This is a genomic window from Streptosporangium sp. NPDC000239 (assembly GCF_040300765.1).
Classification (GTDB): domain Bacteria; phylum Actinomycetota; class Actinomycetes; order Streptosporangiales; family Streptosporangiaceae; genus Streptosporangium.
Genome location: NZ_JBEPEI010000022.1, coordinates 90022 through 110746 on the forward strand (window position 1 = coordinate 90022; position 20725 = coordinate 110746).

14 protein-coding genes are annotated in these 20725 nt (G+C 68.7%); 9 read left to right on the plus strand and 5 right to left on the minus strand.

What is annotated here, in order from left to right; translation table 11 throughout:
* Together ABT340_RS36425 and ABT340_RS36430 are read left to right on the plus strand one after the other, a co-directional pair.
* Positions 1-643, plus strand: a 643-nt coding sequence (locus ABT340_RS36425; RefSeq protein ID WP_352015464.1) for a tetratricopeptide repeat protein, incomplete at its 5' end; no start/stop codon positions are given.
* 263 nt (positions 644-906) lie between these two features.
* The gene (locus ABT340_RS36430; RefSeq protein WP_352015465.1) at positions 907-2316 is read left to right on the plus strand and encodes an FAD-dependent oxidoreductase; all 1410 of its coding nucleotides are present in this window, start codon (positions 907-909) and stop codon (positions 2314-2316) included.
* A gap of 35 nt (positions 2317-2351) precedes the next feature.
* Here the strand turns inward: ABT340_RS36430 and ABT340_RS36435 are convergent, their stop codons facing one another.
* Complete coding sequence (locus ABT340_RS36435; RefSeq protein ID WP_352015466.1) at positions 2352-3818, minus strand: MFS transporter; 1467 nt, start codon at positions 3816-3818, stop codon at positions 2352-2354.
* Between the two features lie 64 nt (positions 3819-3882).
* Here ABT340_RS36435 and ABT340_RS36440 point away from each other — a divergent pair, with 64 nt between their 5' ends.
* Both ABT340_RS36440 and ABT340_RS36445 read left to right on the plus strand, forming a co-directional pair.
* The gene (locus ABT340_RS36440; protein ID WP_352015467.1) at positions 3883-4872 is read left to right on the plus strand and encodes a helix-turn-helix transcriptional regulator; all 990 of its coding nucleotides are present in this window, start codon (positions 3883-3885) and stop codon (positions 4870-4872) included.
* 91 nt (positions 4873-4963) lie between these two features.
* The gene (locus ABT340_RS36445; RefSeq protein WP_352015468.1) at positions 4964-5407 is read left to right on the plus strand and encodes a nitroreductase family deazaflavin-dependent oxidoreductase; all 444 of its coding nucleotides are present in this window, start codon (positions 4964-4966) and stop codon (positions 5405-5407) included.
* A gap of 325 nt (positions 5408-5732) precedes the next feature.
* Here ABT340_RS36445 and ABT340_RS36450 read toward each other — a convergent pair whose 3' ends face one another.
* The 3 genes from ABT340_RS36450 to ABT340_RS36460 form a co-directional block, all read right to left on the minus strand.
* Positions 5733-6137 (minus strand): hypothetical protein, encoded by a 405-nt coding sequence (locus ABT340_RS36450; protein WP_352015469.1) that lies wholly within the window; start codon positions 6135-6137, stop codon positions 5733-5735.
* A gap of 339 nt (positions 6138-6476) precedes the next feature.
* Positions 6477-6722 carry a hypothetical protein gene (locus ABT340_RS36455; protein ID WP_352015470.1) on the minus strand — a complete coding sequence of 82 codons (246 nt, stop codon included), beginning with the start codon at positions 6720-6722 and terminating at the stop codon, positions 6477-6479.
* Between the two features lie 9 nt (positions 6723-6731).
* Entirely contained in the window at positions 6732-13406 is a 6675-nt protein-coding gene (locus tag ABT340_RS36460) for a polymorphic toxin-type HINT domain-containing protein (protein ID WP_352015471.1), read from the minus strand.
* Between the two features lie 700 nt (positions 13407-14106).
* On the opposite strand from ABT340_RS36460, the gene ABT340_RS36465 reads away from it, so the two are divergent.
* On the plus strand, positions 14107-15582 hold the full coding sequence (locus tag ABT340_RS36465) for an FG-GAP and VCBS repeat-containing protein (protein ID WP_352015472.1): 1476 nt from the start codon (positions 14107-14109) through the stop codon (positions 15580-15582).
* Positions 15583-15643: 61 nt separating this feature from the next.
* Positions 15644-15889 (plus strand): twin-arginine translocase TatA/TatE family subunit, encoded by a 246-nt coding sequence (locus ABT340_RS36470; RefSeq protein ID WP_352015473.1) that lies wholly within the window; start codon positions 15644-15646, stop codon positions 15887-15889.
* Positions 15890-15891: 2 nt separating this feature from the next.
* Here ABT340_RS36470 and ABT340_RS36475 read toward each other — a convergent pair whose 3' ends face one another.
* Positions 15892-16590 (minus strand): pentapeptide repeat-containing protein, encoded by a 699-nt coding sequence (locus ABT340_RS36475; RefSeq protein WP_352015474.1) that lies wholly within the window; start codon positions 16588-16590, stop codon positions 15892-15894.
* Positions 16591-16741: 151 nt separating this feature from the next.
* Here ABT340_RS36475 and ABT340_RS36480 point away from each other — a divergent pair, with 151 nt between their 5' ends.
* The 3 genes from ABT340_RS36480 (at position 16742) to ABT340_RS36490 (ending at position 20664) form a co-directional block, all read left to right on the plus strand.
* Positions 16742-17551 carry an alpha/beta fold hydrolase gene (locus ABT340_RS36480; RefSeq protein ID WP_352015475.1) on the plus strand — a complete coding sequence of 270 codons (810 nt, stop codon included), beginning with the start codon at positions 16742-16744 and terminating at the stop codon, positions 17549-17551.
* Positions 17552-17709: 158 nt separating this feature from the next.
* Positions 17710-18933, plus strand: a complete 1224-nt coding sequence (locus ABT340_RS36485) for a hypothetical protein (RefSeq protein ID WP_352015476.1) — start codon at positions 17710-17712, stop codon at positions 18931-18933.
* Between the two features lie 165 nt (positions 18934-19098).
* Positions 19099-20664 carry a M28 family metallopeptidase gene (locus ABT340_RS36490; RefSeq protein ID WP_352015477.1) on the plus strand — a complete coding sequence of 522 codons (1566 nt, stop codon included), beginning with the start codon at positions 19099-19101 and terminating at the stop codon, positions 20662-20664.
* Positions 20665-20725: the final 61 nt, after the last annotated feature.

Sequence of the window (20725 nt, forward strand, 5' to 3'; positions counted from 1 at the left end):
CCGCCGGGAACTGGCCCGGACACACCCCGACGCCTACCTGCCCAACCTCGCCACGAGCCTGAACAACCTGTCGATCCGGCTGGGAGATCTCGGACGGCACGAGGAAGGCCTGACCGCCATCGAAGAAGCCACCGCCATCCGCCGGGAACTGGCCCGGACACACCCCGACGCCTACCTACCCGACCTCGCCACGAGCCTGAACAACCTGTCGGTTGATCTGGGGGGTCTAGGACGACGGGAAGAGGGCCTGACCGCCATCGAAGAAGCCACCGCCATCCGCCGGGAACTGGCCCGGACACACCCCGACGCCCACCTGCCCAACCTCGCCACGAGCCTGAACAACCTGTCGGTTGATCTGGGGGGTCTGGAGCGGCGTGCGGAGAGCCTGGCCGCCATCGAAGAAGCCACCGCCATCCGCCGGAAGCTGGCCCGGACACACCCCGACGCCCACCTACCCGACCTCGCCACGAGCCTGAACAACCTGTCGGTCCGCCTGGGAGATCTGGAGCGGCGTGCGGAAGGCCTGACCGCCATCGAAGAAGCTGTCGCGATTCGCCGGGACCTGGCCAAGGTCCGGCCCGCGTTGTACCAGGCCGCACTGGAGCAGTCCCTAGCTGTCATGGAGTGGTTGCTCGGAACGTAGCGGCAGTGATCACCGGCCCGCCGCAAGCGATCAAGCACACGCGTTCGCTCAGGTCAGCTGCCGCCTTCCTGGCCATCGCCGCGCTCACCCGCAATCTGCGCGCCCGGGGTTGAGTGGCACCACCTTCACACATCTCCTGATTAGACACACCTCTAATTTGACATGCCTCTAAGTGTTCGGGCATCCTGTCGACGAGGCTACTTAGACAGGCTTCGAAGCAGCGCGGACCGGTACGGCCCGTGTGAACGATGAGGAGAGGCACCATGAGTGGATGCTGCGGTCCCACCACCGTCGAGTTGGAGGCCGGTCGCCAGGCCGTACGGCTCGATGACCTGCCCGTCGTGGTCATCGGTGCGGGGCCGGTCGGGCTGGCCGCGGCGGCTCATCTAGCCGAGCGGGGCCTCGACTTCGTGGTGCTGGAGGCGGGCGAGCGGGTGGGCGCGTCGGTGGCCCGGTGGGGTCACGTCCGGGTGTTCAGCCCGTGGAAGTACGACATCGATTCGGCCGCGCGCCGTCTGCTGGAGGCCAGCGGCTGGAGCGCCCCCGACCCGGAGTGGCTGCCGACCGGGGCTGAGCTGATCGAGGACTACCTGGCGCCGCTGGCCGAGCTGTTCGGTGACCGGGTTCGCACCGGCGCGAAGGTGACGGCGATCAGCAGGCTCGGCTACGACCGGGTCCGCACCGCCGGCCGTGAGGCCGCGCCGTTCCTCATCCGGCTGGCCGACGGCGGTGAACTGCACGCCCGCGCCGTCGTCGACGCCTCCGGCACCTACGTCACCCCGAACGTGCTCGGCGCGTCCGGCCTGCCCGCGTACGGCGAGGCCGACGCGGCCGACCTGGTCGACCACGCGCTGCCCGACGTGCTCGGCGCCGACCACGACCGCTACGCCGGTAGGCACGTCCTGGTCGTCGGCGCCGGTCACTCGGCCGCCACCACGCTGCTCGCCCTCGCCCAGCTGGCCGACACCCCGATCACCTGGGCCATCCGCGCGGGCGACGCCACCCGCGCGTACGGCGGCGGCGAGGCGGACGCGCTGCCCGCGCGGGGAGCGCTCGGCACCCGCCTGCACGCCCACGTCGAAAGCGGCCGCATCCGCCTGGTGACCGGCTTCTTCACCCACGCCGTCGAACGCGACGGCGAGCGGGTGCGGGTGATCAGCCGTGACCCGTCCGGCCACGAACGGAGCGTCACGGTGGACCGGATCGTCAGCGCGACCGGTTACCGCCCCGACCACACCATCGCCGGTGAGCTGCGCCTCGACCTGGACCCGGTCCTGGGCTCCACCCGGGCCCTCGCGCCGCTGATCGACCCGAACGCGCACTCCTGCGGCACGGTGCCGCCGCACGGCGCCGACGAGCTGGCCCACCCGGAGGACGGCTACTACGCCGTGGGGGTCAAGAGCTACGGCCGTGCCCCGACCTTCCTGCTGGCCACCGGCTACGAGCAGGCCCGCTCGGTGGTCGCGGCGCTGGCCGGCGACTGGCAGGCCGCCCGGGACGTCCAACTCGACCTGCCCGAGACCGGCGTGTGCTCCTCCGGCCTGGCCGAGGCCCAGGAACAGCGGGTCGGCCTGGCCACCGGGATCAGCGGCGGCCTGCTGCCCACCCCGCTTCCCCTCGCCACCGTGAGCGCGACCGCCGGAGCCTCCCAGGGCGGCGGCTGCTGCGGCTGACCCGACCGTCCCCCGCCGTGGATGGCGTGGGGTTCCTACTCGGCGTGCTCGACCGTGGTTTTCGGGAGGGCGAGCATCACGAGTGCCGTGACCAGGTAGAGCGCGGCGGAGACGATCAGGACGACGCCAAGCGCGTGGCCGTACTCGGGCAGCCCCGGTGCTCCGGTGGCCGAACCGGTGACGGAGGTGAAGAAGACCGTGCCGAGTACGGCGATGCCGACGGCGCCGCCGATCTGGTTGACGGTGGACAGCACCCCGCCCGCCGCGCCCGCGTCGCGGCCGGGGACGCCCGCGAGGACGACGTTGACGAGAATGGGCGCGGCGAGACCGAGCCCGAGGCCACCGATGAGGAGTGCGAGGGCGAGCAGCCAGTACCCGGGATCGTCGCCGTCCCTGACGAAGGACCACAGGACGAGCTGGGAGGCCGCGACGGTGAGCGAGCCGGTGACCAGGAGCGTTCTGCCCGCCCTGGCGGCGAGGGCGACGCCGAGGCCGGAGGTGACGATCGAGCCGAGCGCGTACGGAAGGATCACCAGGCCGGTCTCCCACGCGGTTCGGCCGGTTCCGTTCTGGAGGTAGACCGAGAGGGTGAGGAAGTACGACCCGATGCCGCCGAAGAAGAGCACCGAAGCGGCCAGACCGACCGTGAAGGCGCGGATTCGCAGCAGAGCCGGGTCGAAGACGGGTTCGTCCCCGCGTCCGGTGAGGCGGCGCTCGTGGACGAGGAAGATCGCGAGCACGATGGTTCCGGCCGCCAGGAGGGCGTAGCTGACCCAGGTCCATCCCCATGCCTCGGTCTGGACGATCGGCAGCAGCAGGAGAAGGATGCCCGTGGCCGCCAGGAGCGCGCCGGGGAGGTCCAGCCGGGCGGTCGAGGCGGAGCGGGACTCCGGCAGGACCTTCGCGCCGACGACGAGCGCCAGGATCGAGACGGGCACGTTGATCCAGAAGATCGTGCGCCAGCCCAGGCCGAACAGGTCGGCGTCGACGAGCAGCCCGCCCAGCAGCGGGCCGGCGACCGAGGCGAGGCCCTGGACCGCCCCGTAGGCGCCGAACGCCTTGGCACGCTCAGCCGGGGCGAACGACGCCCGGATGATCCCGAACACCTGCGGGACCATGATCCCGGCGGTCAGTCCCTGCCCGGCGCGCATGCCGATGAGCGTCCCCGGATCGGCGGCCAGCGCGCACAGCGCCGAGGTGACCATGAACCCGGCCAGTCCGATCATGAACAGCCGCCTGCGGCCGTAACGGTCACCGAGCCGTCCACCGGTGATCAGGCCCGCGCCCAAGGCGAGGGCGTAGGCGGCGATCGTCCACTGGATCTGGGCGTCGCCGGCACCCAGGTCCTCGGCGATCGCCGGGGCCGCGACGGTGACGATCGTCGCGTCGAGAAGGTCCATGAAGGAACCGAAGAGCACCACCAACAGCGCGGCGCCGGAGACGGGTGCCGGAACGGCCCCGATGGTGCGAATGCCCTTTCGGGGGCTCGGGGAATGGGTCATGTCGACCACCGTCGTCGGCGTAGTTGCCATCGAGTGGCCGCTATCGGGGGAGAATCGAGGAATCATGGCCACCACCTCCGCGCGGGCGCTCAAGCTGCTGTCGATCTTCGGGATCGGCGCGACCCTGAGCGCCGAGGAGCTCGCCGCCCGGCTCGGGGCGTCGGTGAGAACCGTACGGCGCGACATCGACACGCTCCGGGACCTCGGGTACGAGATCGAGGCCGTCCGTGGAGCGGGTGGCGGGTACCGGCTCGGCCACGCCACCCGCCTGCCGCCGGTCGTCTTCGACGAGGACCAGGCCGTCGCCGTGGCCGTCGCGCTCCAGACCGTGCCGACGGTCCTGTCCGGCATCCGCGAGAACGCGGCCCGTGCCCTCGCCACGCTGCACCAGGCGATGCCCACGCGCAGCCGCCTGCACGCGGAGGCGTTCACCGTCTCCTCGGCCCGCAACTACTGGGAGTTCCCCGCGCCACCGATCGACGCCGAGATCGTCCGCGCCGTCGGCAGCGCGATCAACCGGCGGCACCTCGTCCGCGTGGACTACACCGGCGACGGCGAACCCGTCACGCTCACGCTGGAGCCGCACGACCTCGTGGTCTGGGCCGCGCGCTGGTACCTGGTCGCCTTCGACCCGGACGCCGACCGATGGCGCGCGATGCGCGTGGACCGCTTCACGCCGCACACGCCCACGCACACCCCCTTCGTCCGGCGTGACATCCCGCACGGCGATCCCGTCGCCTTCGTCATGACCGCGCACGACCGTGGGGACGCCGCCGCCGAATGGCAGTGCCGTGGCTCGGCCGTCCTCGCCCTGCCCGCCTCGACCGTCGCCAGGTTCGCCCCCGGTGGATCGACGGTCGAGTACGACACCGAGAACACGTGCCGGCTCACCCTCGGCGCGTGGTCATGGCCGGGGCTGGCGGGGCTGCTCCTCACCTTCGACGCCGACATCACGGACATCGAACCGGCCGAGCTCCGGCAGGCCCTGCACTCCCTGCGCGCCCGGATCGGCAGAGGGCTCGAACCCGCCGCCCCGCCTCGGCCGGGGCGGTGACGTCGCGGGGCGGGGTACTCGAAACGGGCCGCCCGCGATGCGACAGTTGGACCGCGCGGCATCATCCGTAGGCGACGACAGGGTGGCCATCATGCCTCTTGAGGGCGAGTACGGGCCGAGTCCGGCTCAGTGGATACGCGAACAGGTCGAGCTGTACGAGAGTTCGGACGGCACGCGGGGGACGACGCTCTGGGACACGGGGCTGCCCGTCGTCATCCTCACGACGCGCGGCGCGCGGAGCGGCAAGCTTCGTAAGATCCCGCTGATGCGCGTGGAGCACGAGGGGCGGTACGCGGCCGTGGCCTCCAAGGGCGGCTTCCCGCGTCACCCGGACTGGTACTTCAACGTCAGGTCCGACCCGCGCGTGGAACTCCGGGACGGCGCCGTACGCCAGGACATGACGGCCCGTGAGGTCACCGGGGACGAGCGGGCCGAGTGGTGGGAGCGCGCGGTCGCCGCGTACCCGGCATACGCGGAGTACCAGGAGAAGACAGACCGGGTGATCCCCGTCTTCGTGCTGGAACCGGGTACGTGACGCCGGGAGGGCGTGTCCCGTTTTCCCAGGTCGGCATGTTCCCTACGTGAGCCGGACACGCGGATTTCACGCGCTCGTGGTCCTGGCCGGGGACCGTTCGACCTATGAGCGCCCTCCTCGCCTCCGCTCTGCTCACCTCCCTCCTCTCCCCCGCCAACGCCGTCACGGACACCGCCGGGGAGCACGACGGCCGGGCACCCTGGAGGAGGACCGGCCCCACGAATGAGGCCGGTGCGCCAGACGACTCCCCCTTCCCCAACACGCCCTGCCATGTCCCGGGCGTGTGTGGGAGCCGTCCTGCGGAGGTGTGCGGCCCGGGTCCCTCCTACCTGAGCCGCACGCTTGAGTACGGCGGGCAGCGGGTGGGATGAATTTCCACCGCCCGCCGTACCGGCTTCAGGAGCGCAGCAACCTGCGCAACGCCGTAGACCGGCTTGAGACAACGGCCTGAACGGCCCGGGAGCCGGACGGTCCTGGCCTGGGGGGCGCGGGCGACGGCCATGGCCCGGATGCTCGACGGCACCGCCGGAGACACCTGGGCGGCCAGCTTTCGGTCCAACTCCTCGGCCGACCCGGCCCGCACCAGCAGCACGTCCCCGGGACCCGGCCTGCCGAACAGAACGCTCCGGTAGGCGCTCCACAGACCGGTCCCCGATTTGTGGAACACCAGCCAGCCGGAGTGGACCCGCTGTACGGCCTCGCAGCTCTGCCGCGCGATACCCGACGTCATGCCGCCCTCCCACCCGGCTTGACGACGTCACCGACCTGTTCCCGCACCAATCTCCGCAGCTCAATCAGTTACGCGTGACTCAGGTCGGTAATATGCGGGAAGTCCAACGGTTCCTCCGTCTCTCGTTGTTTGACACCCCGAGATTCCACGGCAGGAACCGTTGCCTTTTCGTCGCCTGATCAATCCTTTACTCAAATCCAGAGGAACTCGGACCACCGCCCCCGCGCAGCCCCATGATCAAGAACAACGACAAAACCCCTTATGAATAAGCCTCCTAAATTGTAATCGTCAAACGACCCCTGGAGCCCTATCAGGGTCCAGGGGTGTTCAAATTCACATCTAAAGAACTATTTCTTTTGCGATCTTGACTGTCCAGAGTATTAGGCGAACAGGAATATCGCCAACTTGGGGGTCGATGCTTACCATGGCGTCTCGCCACTCCCTCCCTTCGCGAAGGGAGATGGCGAGGAAGGACCCGTGCTTCCATAGGGTTGGATCGCGGAATTCTATTACGCGTTCCTCGATTTTTGTATCGAAAAAGTCAATGACCTCTATAAGTCTGCCCTCGAATGTCTCGTGAGGCACTCTCTTCTCCTAGTCCAAGAACGTCACGAAGCTGCCTGAGAGGGTGAACCTGGCCCCGCGACCGTCGGGAAGGCGCATGTCTATCACATCCTGCCACTGGCCACCCACGCGCCCACGTGTGTTGACCGATGTAGTGCCAGGATTGGTAAGGAACTCGTCGAGCATATCTTGGCCAGTCTTATTCCATGCTTCAGAGTTCTGTCGTCCAGTAGGTGTGGGCCACCCATTTGGATTTCCATCCCTCCCTGCATGTTTCTGAAGTGCGCGTCCTGCGACTGAGTATCCGCCGCGATCTGGCAGCATTCCAGACGACGATGCTGCATTCGGGTCAAGCCCGCAGGGTCCAGCGTTGTGAACCAGGACCGGCGTATCCCCCGCCAGCACATAGTACGTGTGGATGTCGGCGATGGTGAGGTTGTGGACGCGCTGTTGGGCGGTCCAGTGCTTGATTGCGGTTACCCGGGTATGGGCAGTGGTGGAAGTGCGCAGCCACATGCCCGAGGCGAGGTGGTCGGCGTTCACCCAGCCGGGGCCGTACTGGACCCAGAACGGGTGTATCGCAGTGGAGGTCAGGGATGAAGACTTGCCGCCGTCGGTGCTGGTTGTGATTGTTACGAGTTGTTTCTCACCCTTGCCACTGATAAGGGCGGTTACGGGCTTGGCCTCAGTTTTGCCGGTCTCGGGATCGGTGGCGAGGACCTTGTCTCCGACCCTGATGTCTTCGATGGGCTTTTTGGTGCCGTCGGCCATCAGGACCTTGGTTCCCGGTATGAAGCTTTGCCGGCAGGATTTTCCGGCCTTTGTGCCGAGTTCTACGGCTTTCTCGCCCTTCCTGAAAAACTTCCCGGCGATTCGTCCGAGCCTGCCGATCGGGAGCGCTCCGACAAATCCCCATGCGCAGGCACCCGCGTCTCCGTTGTAACAGTTGATGTAGTCGTCGAAGAAGAGGCCGAAATATTCCTTCTCTCGAGCGAGGAGAGTTTCGTACAGGGACGGCTCCCCCAGGAAGGTAGCGGTTATGGGAGGTGAGCCGTTCGGGCAGCTGAACCCGATGCAGGAAGCTGCCGGTTTCTTCGACTTGCTTATCTTTTTTGCTTTCGCTACGGACTTCTTGTATTCCCTGTCGTGCTTCTGAGTGATCTTTGCTTCGGCCTGGTCGCTCTTGTGGGCGGCCTTCAGGGCTTTTGCCTTCTTCTTCTTGTTCTTCTCGGCGTGGGCCCTCGTCCAGTTCATGGCGCTCTTGGTGGGGCAGTCGCCGGGGCGGCAGGAGGCGCGGCCGTCGGGGTCGGACAAGCCGATGGGGTTGTTGCCCGCGTAGCTGTAGGGGTTGGCGAACTGTGGATTGCGCAGGTCCAGCAGTGGGTCGGTGGAGATGAACTTGGCGATGGACGGGTCGTAGTAGCGGGCCGACAGGTAGGACAGGCCGGTGGACTCGTCCTCGACCTTGCCGAGGAATCCGCGGTCGGTGAAGGGCAGGTCGTCGGTGCCGCGGCGCTTGCCGAAGGGCAGGTAGCGTTCCCGGCTGATCTGGCCGGTGGTGTCGTTGACGGCGATCTGGTTGCTGCCGTGCAGGCCGGACAGCATCCAGATGACGCCGGTCGAGGTGCGCAGGGCGACGGTTGAGCCGTCGGCGGCGGTGTAGTAGCGCTTGCCGGCGACCGCTCCGCCGGCCAGTTTGAGTTCGGCGCCTCCGAGATAGAGGGTGCTGCTGCCGTCGGGGTCGCGGCGGATCAGGCGTTCCCCTGAGGCGTCGTAGACCATGGAGGTCTGGGCGCCGTCCACGACGGCCTTGGTGAGCTGGCCGAGTTCGTCCCAGTCGAAGGTGCCCGACTTCCCGGCGACGGTGCGGGCGGTCAGCTGCCCGGCGTTGTCGTAGGTGTAGGTGTCGGTGCCGCCGGGGCGGGTGATGGAGGTGACCGCGTTCGGCCTGACCGTCCCGGTGGGGTAGGTGTAGGTGGCGGTCTGGCCGTTGTCGGTCAGCGTGGTGATGTTGCCGACGGTGTCGTAGGCGTAGGTCTGGTCGTAGGGGTCGACGCCCAGGCCGTCGGCGGCCGAGGTGCAGGAGGCGCCGGTGGTGGTCCATGCGACGCTCAGGCGGCGGCGGGAGTCGTAGGTGTAGCACTCCGACTGCCCGGCGGTGCCGCCCGGGATCGCTGATGCGGCGTCCAGGACGCGGGTGATCTCACCGGCGGTGTCGTAGAAGAACTCGTCGTCCTGCGCGGTGACCGGGGTGGCGGTGTCGGCCTTGGCGATCGTGGAGACCCGCTTGAGCAGACCGGTCGTCCCGTCCCAGGTCAGGGCCCGCTTGACCTGGCCTCCGGCGCCGTGCAGACGCTCGTTCAGGCGGCCGACGGCGGTGTAGGTGGTGTCCTTGACATAGGTGAAGCCACCGCCGTAGTCGGAGGTGAGCGACTTGGGCAGTCCCAGGTCGGTGTAGCCGAAGGTGAGCTTCTCGGCGGCCAGGCCACCGGCCGCGGGCACGTTCTGTTCGATCAGGTCGCCTGCGGCGTCGTAGGCGAAGGTGGAGACGTAGTCTCCGGCCAGCGCGCCCTCGGAGGCCGGGATGGTGACCTTGGAGCCGGTGGGGCGGTAGTCGGCGTCGTAGCCGGTGGCCGCCTGGGTGTAGGCCTGGCCTCCGGTGTAGCGGGTCGAGGCGACCGGCAGGCCCTTGGCCAGAGTGTCGTAGGTCCACTCGGCGAGCTTGGTGCCGGTGCTCACCTCCCCGGCCCACTGCGCCGTGCGGCGGCTCAGGTCGTCGTAGGTGTAGGAGATCTTCTGGTTCTTGCCGTCGATGTTCCAGGTCAGGTTGCCCGCGAGGTCGTAGCCGGAGGAGGAGCTTCCCGAGTCCGGGTCGACGGCGGCGGTGCGCCGTCCCAGCCAGTCGAAGGTGAAGGTCCGCACCTTGCCCTTGGCGTCGGTGATCGAAGTGAGGTTGCCGTTCAGGTCGTAGACGTAGGAGGTGTCGTTGTGGACGGTGGCGTCCACCCACTCCTCGACCTTGACGGTGCGGTCGAAGACGTCCTGAAGGCTGACGGTCTTGGCACCGACCGGCGGAATCGTCTCGATCCGGTCGGCCCCGGGATAGTTCGTGGTGGTACGGCGTAGCTCGGTGGACAGGTGGTAGTCGATGTCGGCGACCGGCCGCTCGAAGGCGTCGTAGACGGTCTTCGACCACTGCGGCAGGTCGGTCAACGCCGGATTCAGCAGACCGGACCCGGCCGCCGAGGCGTTGTGCACCGGGTCGGAGACCGCCGAGGCCAGGCCACGCGGGTCGTAGATGCTGACCGTCACCACTCGCCCTCCGGCCGGGGAGGTGCCCTGGGCCTCACGGGTACGGCCGAGGCCATCCTCGAAGGTGTGCGTGGTCAGCCACTTGGCGCCCGAGCCGGTGCCCGACAGCAACCTCTTGACGGTCGTCTTGCTCGGTGCCGTACCGGTGAGTTCGTAGGCGACGGTCGCGGTCGGGGTGCCGCCGCTGCGTGGCTGCGCGGGGCCCCACAGCATGGTGGCGCGGCCGAACGCGTCGTAGTCGGTCTCCGCCTTCTTGTTGTTGGCGTCGGTGACCGACAGCGGCTGGCCGTGCAGGTGGGAGAACTTGCTGGTCGCGGTGTGTCCCAGCGGGTTGGTGACGGTGACGCCGGTGTGCGGCCACCCGACGGCCGGGCTGTAGGAGGTCGTGGTGGTCTTGTTACGCGGGTCGACGGTGGTCAGTGTGCGGCCGTACTCGTCGTAGGTCGCCTTCGCCACCGAGGGGGTGGTCGCGTTGACGTACGAGCGGGTCTCGGTGACGTTGCCGTCGCTGGGCTTGTTGGTGGCGGGGTCGGAGCCGCCGTCGTACAACGTGACCGCCCTGCCGATCAGGGTGCCCGCCGTACAGTCGTCGCCGGATCGCTTCTCCGTCACCGAGGGGTAGTCGATCATCCACTGGCCGGGGTCGGTGTTGCGGGCGTAGCTGACCGAGACGCAGGTGTTGTCGCTCGCGACGCCGTCCTGGCCGTAGTCGTTGATCTTGTTCGGCAGGCCGTCGGCGTTGTAGGCGGTCTTCTCGTCGGTGTAGCGCCACCCTCCGCCGCTCACGGCCTCCCGGCTGCGCTTCCGGGTGGTCAGCACCTTGACCGGGTCGTATATCCCGGGGCCCGTCCCGGCCGCGACGACCGAGTACTCGTAGCGGGTCGAGGAGTCCTCGGCGAAGGTTCGGGGGCTCAGCGAGGTCAGCTTCCAGGTCTGTTCCTGCAGCACGTTGCCCTGCAGTGCCTTGACGTCGGTGACCGTGGTGTCCTCGAAGTTCGTCACCGTCCCGCCCAGGCCGCGCAGGAAGGTCGCGGAAGTGACGGTGAAGTCGTCCGGGCTCGTACCGGTTCCCTGGGTGGTGCGCACGGTGGCGTAGCCGCGCCAGTCGGTCGCCGGCGGTGACAGGTCCGGCTGGGCGTACTCCACCGGTGAGGCCCAGCCCGGCGTCCCCAGGTACTCGTAGCTGTTGACCATGTCGGGGGAGGCGGCGACGGTGTCCTTCTCGGTGACCTTGGTCACCAGCTGCTTGTAGTAGACCGTCCAGTACTCGTTGCCGACGATGCTCTTGTCGATCTTGTAGCAGTCGCCGACGTGGTCGTTGAAGTAGTTGGTGCCGTCACGGCCCTTGCCGCCGGAACACGGATCGGCCTGCCCGTAGGCGACCTCGACGCGACCGCCCATGCCGTTGGCGATCGCCCCGATCCGGGGCACCATCCGCCACGACAACAGGTTCGTCCAGTCCGACATGTCGTCGTAGGACATCTTCCCGGCCAGCAGCGTGGCGTCGAAGTCGGTCGCGGGCAACGTCTGGCTTCCTCCGGCCAGACCCGTGTGCTGCACGGTGTCCAGCCACAACACCGGGTCGTACGGCGAGCCGAAGTCGGTGCGCGTGTAGACCCACGTGTGGTTCAGGTCCAGCCGGGCCACCGAGTCCCAGCCGCTCCCGGCCGCGTTGAGCGACTCGCTCAGCACCGAGGCCAGTTTGCGCGTCGTGTAGAACGCGATCGCGTCGTTGGCGCACCCGGTCGCGGTGTCGCATTTGAGGTCTGTCGGCACGTCGGGGCTGCCCCGGTCCGCCGTGGTGAACACGGTACGGGCGGTCGGCACACTGCCGGCCACCTGGGTGTTGTGCCCCCACTCCACCTTGGCCAGCGCCCCGCCCCGGTCGTAGGGCAGCACCCGGTAGAGCTCGTGGGCACAGCTGGGCAGGCAGAAGTAGTTCGTCTCCCGGTTGTAGGTGTAGTCGATGACGTTCTCGTCGGTGTCGATCTCCTGGTCGAGGTTCCAGCGCCACACCCCGGTACAGGTCGGCGGTACCGCGTCGTTGTAGTAGCGGTCGTAGCACGGCTCACCGGGGTCGTTGCCGACGTAGGGCACCTGCCACTGGGCGTCCTTGCGGTAGCCGAACCGCGACACCTCACCCGTGTCGGAGGTGATCTTCCAGTACTCCTGGCTGTCGGCCCCGCCGGGCAACTGCTCGATCTTCCAACCGAAGTCCGGCACCGTCTTCCACAGTCCGGAGACCCGGTCCTTGACGATCTGCGCCGATCGGCCGCCGACGTTCAGCACCAGCTCCGACTGTGTCCTGTCGTTGGTCGAGGAGTCGCCGTCGTTCTCGTCCGGAGACTCCCAGCACAACGCCTTGCCGTAGCTGCCGATCTCGTAGGCCGTCCAGACCAGATTCGACTCCTCGTCGTACAGGTTGTCCACGACGCACCGGTGGAACCTGCGCTCGATGAAGCCCGCGTTCAGCTCCCAGCCCGCACCGACCACACTGGACTGGTTGTTGGTCCAGTCGCCCTGCCCGTCAAGGGAGGAGGCGTCGTACTGCAACGACAGGTCCGGGCCGTCACCGGCGGGGGAAGGGGCTTCGGGCAGCGGGTAGTCGTAGCTGAACGACCCGCCCGAGGTACCCGCCTGCCAGGTGCCCGAAGGCTTCAGGTCGGTGGCGCCGAAGTTGCCGTCCGGACCGGTCATTCCGCCCGCCAGCAGATACACCGACCCCTCGGCCAGCCGCTGGGCCGCCGTCGCGTCGGAGGCCGCCTTCGCGACGGCCTTCCTGTCGCCCTTCGGCGCCGCCGGAGTCTTGGCGGGCGAGGTCGTGCCGACCTCCACCTCGGCGACCAGCACCCCCGCCTTCAGGTCGTTCCTGGCCTTGACCACCTGGGGGCGTACCACACAAGCGCGCGAACGCGGCGTCTGGAGCACACAGGCGGGCAGCCGCAGGACCTGGAGCCGGGAGGCGAAATTGCCACCGAACCCGTCTCTGAACCCCTCATAGGAGAGCTCCACCCGCACCTTGCCCGGCGCGGTGCTCCCATCGGCCCGTTCGATCCGGGCCGCCACTCCCACACCGCCCAGTTTGCGGACCACGTCAGGGGCCAGCGTCTGGACCTTCACCTTGCCGACGCCCTTGCCAGAACCCGTCCCCACGCGGACCGGTAACTCACCGGCCTTGGTCAGGGCGGTCCTCACCTCGACCTCGGCGCTGCCTGGTCTGGGCCATGTCGGCGGTTTCGGCTTGGCCACCGGTGTGGTCGCCTCCGCGCCCTTGCCGGCCTTCGGTTTTGGCACGGCGCGTCCCTCGACGGAGGGCGCGGGATCCGGTACGGCGGCAGCGGCCTGTTGCACCAGGCCGTCCGGCACCCCCGTTCCGGATATCAGAAGCACCATCGCGATTCCCGTGACCAGTGCCGTCGGCCATACCTGTTTATGCCGAACGCGCATCTCGCTCCTTTCATGGGCATGCTGAAGCGGACCCCGGAAAAAGGGCCTCGCACATCAGGAAGCGAATAAAGGACGATCACCGTGGATCGTGATTCAGTTGACGTTGAAGGTCAACAGGTGGAAAGTATGCCTCCTGTGACACAGCGCGACATTGCGGAATAAAAGGGAATCCGTGCCGGTCCGTTGATGCTGGTCACTTGCGGTTTCGAGGGTGTGGCACGGCAGTCGGCGGAGATGAATCCTTCATTGTGATGTGTGTCACAGAGCCTGTTTCGGCTTTCGATTATGTGCCGCTGATCATGGACCGATTTCGGAGCCGACCTGCGGGAGGGGCGGTCGCTCATGTTTTCCGCCCCAACTGGAATTCGGTCGTTGCTTCGCCGTACTGATCTGGAAATGCGGGCGTGGTCGAGGGCGGGTGCCCAACAGCGGCTGTTTGCCCTGATGGAAGCTTGGAAGCATGAGGTATTCCGGGAAGGGCGGATTACCAGGAGAAGACAGACCGGGTGATCCCCGTCTTCGTGCTGGAACCGGGTACCTGACACCGGGAGGGCGCGTCCCGTTTTCCCAGGTCGGCATGTTCCCTACGTGAGCCGGACACGCGGATTTCACGCGCTCGTGGTCCTGGCCGGGGACCGTTCGACCTATGAGCGCCCTCCTCGCCTCCGCTCTGCTCACCTCCCTCCTCTCCCCCGCCGGCGCCGTCACGAGCCCTCCCGCCAACGCCGTCACGAGCCCTTCCACGGACGCCGTCACGGGCGCCGCCGGGGAGTGCTCCGGGGTCGCCTCCGACTTCGACGCCGACGGCCGTCCCGACACCGTGGTCGCCGCGCCGTACGCCACGGTCGGCGGGGTTTTCCGCGCCGGTGAGGTGACCGTCAGGTACGGCACCGGCAGGACCGAACGGCTGGCCCAGGGGAGCCGGGGCGCGCCCGGCGCCGCGGAGACCGGTGACTCGTTCGGCTCGGCCGTCGCGGCCGGTGACTTCGACGGGGACGGGTGCGCCGATCTCGCCGTGGGGGCGTCGGAGGAGTTCCTCGACGCCAGGAGGCCGGGGGAGGACGGTGACGGGGTGGTGTACCTGTTCCACGGCTCGCCTCGGGGACTGCGCCCGGGGAAGGCGCTGGACGTCACGGGGTTCGGGCGGCGCGCGACGGGTGACCGGTTCGGCGCCGCGCTCGCGGTCGGGCAGTTCGACGGCGACAGGGCCGACGAACTGGTCATCGGGGTCCCCGGACTCGGCGTCGGGGGCGGGATCGGCGTCTACGGCGTCAAGGGGCACCGGCCGTACACGCTCACCAAGGAGACCCCGTGGATCGCCCAGGACGCGCTGAGCACCGACGAGTTCGGGGCGACGGTGGCGGCCGGTGACTTCGACGGCGACGGCCGTGACGAGGTGGCGGTCGGCGCGCCGGGGGACGGCGGGCAGCGTTCGGGGGCCGGTTCGGTGACGATCCTGGACCTGGCCGCGCGGCAGGCGGGGGCCTACACCCAGGAGAGCCCGAACGTGAAGGGCTCGGCGGAGAAGTGGGACCACTTCGGCGCCGCCCTCGCCGTCGGGGACTTCGACGCCGACGGCCGCGACGACCTGGCGATCGGTGTGCCGGGCGAGGATCTCGACGCGAACGTTCGTGCCCTGGACTACGGCGCGGGCGCGGTCCACGTGCTGTACGGCTCACGCCGGGGGCTGAGCGCGCTCGGCAGCGAGATGTGGACCCAGAACACCCGGGGCGTCGTGGGCAGGGCCCGCTACGCCGACCGGTTCGGCACCGCGCTCGCGGCCGGTGACTTCAACGGGGACGGGGACGACGACCTGGCGATCGGCGTTCCCGGCGAGAGCGCGGTCCAGGTCCTGGCGGGGACCCGCTCCGGTGGGCTGACCAGGCACCACAACGTCCTCATCCCGCGTGGACGCGACGGTTTCGGCGCCTCCCTGGCCCCGGTCAGGCGGGCGGACGGCTCCCCCGACGATCTCCTCGTGGGCTCCCCCGACCACGGCACGGTGGTCCTCATCGGCGGCGCCGTACGCAAGGGCTCGTATCCGGGGCTGTCCGCCCGGCGGCTGCGCCCGCACGGGTCCGGTCCCGCCGGGTCGCTGTACGGCTACGCCCTCCTGCCGTGAGAGCACTCGGGGGCGTGCGTACGATCGAAGGCGAAGCACCCGTTTCCAGTAAGGATGTGTCATGGCTGGTCTGGGAACCGGCGAGATCCTCATCATCGCCCTCGTCCTGGTGGTCCTCTTCGGATCGAGGAAGCTGCCCGACATGGCCAGGTCCGTCGGCCGGTCGCTGCGCATGTTCAAGGCGGAGACCGCCAGGCCGCACGCGGACGACGAGCCCCGGCCCGTCCCGGCCGCCTCGCTTGAGGAGCAGGCGCGCCTGCTTGAGGAGCAGGCCGCCCGCCTGCGCGCCCAGGCCTCGAAGGCCTAGGGTCACAGGACCGTCAGCCCCCGGTCGGTGAGGATGGCCGCCGCCTGCCCCGAGGTGATGACGGCCCCGGCGAGGGAGCGCAGGTCGCGGTCGTCGGGCTGACCGAGGTCGGTTCCCCGCAGGTCGGTCCTGGTGAACGTGGTGTTCACCAGCCGTGCCCTGATGATCCGGCAGTCGGTGAGGACGGCGTCGGTGAAGTCGCAGCCGGACAGGTTGGCCTCGTCGAACCGTACGCCCTCGATCTCCTGCTTCCTGAAGGAGCAGCCGGACACGTCGGCCAGGGTGAGGTTGGAGCGCGAGAGGGTGAACGGGGTCCCCCGGGTCCCGGTGAGGGTCGCGCCGATCATCCGGCAGCCGGTGAAGCTCACGTCGGTCAGCAGGGCGTTGCCGAACCGGGCACTCGACAGGTCGGCGTTGACGAAGACCGCGTCGGTCAGCTCCGCGTTGAGGAACCTGAGGTCGGCCCCTCCCCCGCCGTCGAACCTGGCGCCGTCGAGGTCGGCGCCCCGGAAGTCGGCGCCGTCGAGCGCGCACCGGTCGAACACACACCCCACGAGGACGGCCTCGCTCAGGTCGGCCCGCCGCAGGTCACAGTTGACGAACCTGTACGGCTCGGCCGCCAGCACGTCGGTCAGCGCCATCTCCGAGAGGTCCAGCCCCTCCACGTCCCGCTGGGTCGCGAGCAACTCCGTGACGTCCATGCGTAGACATCCAACCAGAGCATCGGCCGACCCTTGACGAGATCACCAAAACGAAAAGAGAGCACTGCTCTTGACTTCCATTCCGCAAGGGGGCACGATTGACCCATCGAGAGCGCCGCTCTCGAAAACAACGAGTGCTCACGGAGGAGACATGGAAACCCGGTTCCTGCAGGTCGACGATGGCCGGATCGCCTACGACGTCGAGGGTGACGGCCCGCTGGTGGTCATGATCCCCGGCATGCTCGACAGCCGTGAGTCCTACCGGTTCCTGCGCCCGCTGCTCGTGCGGGCCGGATACCGCGTGGCGACCATGGACATCCGCGGCTGCGGGGAGTCCTCGGCCGAGTGGGCCGATTACTCCTACGAGGCCCAGGGCCGCGACATCGCCGCCCTGGTCGGGCACCTGGACGCCGGGCCCGCCGTACTGGTCGGCAACTCCTACTCCGCAGGGTCCATCATGTGCGCCGCCGCCGAGGCTCCCGCCCTGGTCGCCGGGGTGGTGCCGATCGCGAGCTTCGTCCCCAACCTGCCGACGGGGCCGGTCAAGAGGGCGCTGCTGGCGCTGGTCGGCAAGGTCGTCGTGGCCTTCCCCTCGGTCTGGGGCGCCTACCTCAGGTCCGCCTACCCCAGCGCGCCGCCCGCCGACCTCGCCGACTACCGCGCCCGGTCGGTCGCCGCCCTGCGCACCCGCAGGAACGCGACCCGCGCCTACGTCTCCGCGCCCCCGATGAGCGAGGCCTGGCTTGACCGGGTCACCTGCCCGGCGCTGGTCGTCATGGGCACCGCCGACCCCGACTTCGCCGACCCCGTGGCCGTCGCCGAACTCCAGGCGGCCAGGATGAACGCCCCGCTCACGCTGGTCGAGGGGGCGGGCCACTACCCGCACGCCGAGTTCCCCGAGGTGCTCGCCGGCTCCCTGCTGCCCTTCCTCGCCCGGGTGCACGCCCGGGCCGCCGTGTGACCCGGGGACGCCGAAACCACGAATACCGGACTGCCGGAATTCCCACGAAGTGCAGTAATAGAATGAAATGACCGAAATCTCGTCCTATTTCTCTCCAGACAGGAACCTTTCCCACCGTTCACGCGTCTGTTATCGCGGGGAGAGACGATAGGAGACAAATGCCCGAAAAGCCGGGGTTGCTGACACGTGTCATCGCGGGATTCAAGGGTGAGGTGCCCGCGACCACCCTGGAGGCGTTGCAGAAGGCGGGGATAGGCGTCTACCAGGTACTCGACGAGGTCGAGGTCCTGCGCAGGGGCATGGCGGTCGAGGGAGTCGACCCGTGGAGCGCCTCCGAGGCGGTCGCCGCGCAGCAGCTGTACTCGTGGAACGCGTTCGTGCTGCAGACGCTCGGCGACAAGATGATCGAGGCGGACTACCGCGCCGACGCCAAGACGGTCGGCTACCTGCCACAGGTCACCGCCGAGCAGGTGTGGGCCTTCTTCGGCCAGGTCGAGGGATGGCTCTCGCTGGCCCGCCAGGCCGCGGCCAACCCCGGATTCAAGATCGCCGACCCGCGTGAGCTGCCCGCCGACCTGCCCGGCTGGGTCGAGGTCCAGCCCTGCCCGCGCGCCCACCTGGAGGCGATGATCGCCGCCGCCGCCGCGATCAAGGAGCACGCGGAGCTGGCGCTCGGCCTGCTCGAACAGGCGGGCGTCCCCGACGAACGGCTCGCCGACCGCGACCGGCTGCGGCAGGTCGCCGCGCGGGCCGCGACCGCCGCGGACTACGCGATCAACATGTACTCCCCCAACGCGGACACGCAGCTGCACGAGCTGATCGAGGAACGGCTGCGCGGCGCCCTGGAGACCTACCACCACCTGGGACAACTGGTGGCGATGCCCACCCTGCTCAGGACGTACGGCCAGAGCGGCACCCCCACGGCCCCGACCGCGCCCGCGCCCCCGCAGCAGCAGCGCAGGAAGCTGCCGCGTCCCGGCCAGCCCGGCTTCGACCCGTGGTGCCTGACCGACCCCAAGACGCTGAACCGGTGGACGAAGGACGCGCGCGCCCGCGAGTCGATCACCGAGCTGTGGCGGCACGACCCCAACCCGGCCCAGACGTTGCGTTTCCAGGAGGACATCAACGACGGGATCGAGCGCGGCGACGTCTCGGTGCTGAGCCAGCACTACTACTGCTGCCCGTGGGCGCCGATCTACCGGGCGAACAAGCCGATCCTGGTCGGCGACCGGCGGCTGCAGGCGGGGCAGGAGTTCACCTACGAGGCCTCCGCCGAGGAGATCCTGGAGACCGGGCGGTTCGTCAGGAAGATCATCAATGGTCCGTTCACCACGACGAACCAGGTCGACTACTGCAACCCCGGCGACTTCCACGACGACTGACGGACCTTCGGACCTGCGGGGAAAAGCCGCGTTCGCCTTTCAGAAAAAAAGACTCTTTCCCAAATGCCGTCAGACGGTTAGGTTTCCATTCAGTGTCACGTCGCGATTCTCACCGGTGACACGTCAGGAGATTTCTCCGTAATTCTGAGCAGTGGAGGAGTCCAGATGCGCACAAATCTGCGCAGAAACGCGATCCGGCTCGTCGCCGTGGCTTCGGCTTTCGGCCTGCCTCTCGCATTGGTCCCACCGGCCCAGGCCGATCCCGGGGTGAGCGCCGTACAGAGTCAGCTGGTCAAATCTGTGACGGCGCCCCTGGTCAAGAACCACCTGCGGGCGCTGCAGAACATCGCGAACGCCAACAACGGGACCCGCGCCGCGGGGACGAAGGGGCACGACGCCTCCGCCGAGTACGTCGCGGCGAAGCTGCGCAAGGCCGGTTGGCGTGTCACGCTCCAACCGTTCGAGTTCGGCTACTTCACGGAGAACTCGGCCGCGACACTGGCCCAGATCTCCCCCGACCCCAGGACGTACACCCCGACCGAGCCGGGCAGCTCCACCCTCGGTGACTTCTCGACCATGACCTACTCCGCCTCCGGTGACGTCACCGGGACCGTGCAGGCCGTGGACCTGACGCTGCCGCCGTCCCCGGCCCCCAGTTCGACCTCGGGCTGTGAGGCGTCGGACTTCGCCGGGTTCACCAGGGGCAACGTCGCGCTGGTCCAGCGCGGCACCTGCGACTTCGAGGTCAAGGCGCGCAACGCCCTGGCCGCGGGCGCCTCGGCGGTCATCATCTTCAACGAGGGTCAGCCCGGCCGTACCAACACCGTTCTGGGACGGCTCGCCGGCCCCGGTGTGACCATCCCCGTGCTGGGGGCGAGCTTCGCCGTCGGCGAGGACCTGGCCTCCCCCGCCGGCACGGTCGTGCACATCAAGACCGACACCACCAGCGAGAACCGCCTCACCCACAACGTGATCGCCGACTCGCGCTGGGGCGACCCGAACAAGGTCGTCATGATCGGCTCGCACCTCGACTCGGTCGTCGACGGCCCCGGTATCAACGACAACGGCTCGGGCAGCGCGGCCGACCTCACCGTCGCCGAGGCGCTCGGCAGGATCCCCACGACCAACAGGCTCCGCTTCGCCTGGTGGAGCGCGGAGGAGCTCGGCCTGCTCGGCTCCCAGTACTACGTCGACAACCTGCCCGCCGACCAGCGCGCGAAGGTCAAGCTGTACCTCAACTTCGACATGGTCGCCTCCCCCAACTACGCGCTGAAGATCTACGACGGTGACGACTCCGACCAGACGGGCTCGCCCGCCGGTCCCGCCGGTTCCGCCGAGATCGAGAAGCTCTTCGAGAAGTACTTCGACACCCTGCGCCAGCCCCACAACGGCACCGACTTCGACGGCCGCTCCGACTACGGACCGTTCATCGAGGTCGGCATCCCCTCCGGTGGCCTGTTCACCGGCGCCGAGGGCATCAAGACGGCCGAGGAGGCCGCGCTGTTCGGCGGCGTCGCGGGCCAGCCGTACGACGGGTGCTACCACCAGGCCTGTGACACCATCGCCAACATCAGCGACAAGGCCCTCGCGCTGAACACCGGCGCGATCGCCACCGCCGCCGTGGTGTACGGCTTCAGCAGGAACCTGCCCGGTTCCGGGGCTCCGGCCGCGGCCGCCCCCCAGAAGAAGTCCCTGGCCGCCGTGGCCGCCGACGGTCGCGTCAGCGGCTGACGACGGGCACGCCCCCGGCGAGACTCCTGACGGCCCCCGGTCACCCGACCGGGGGCCGTCC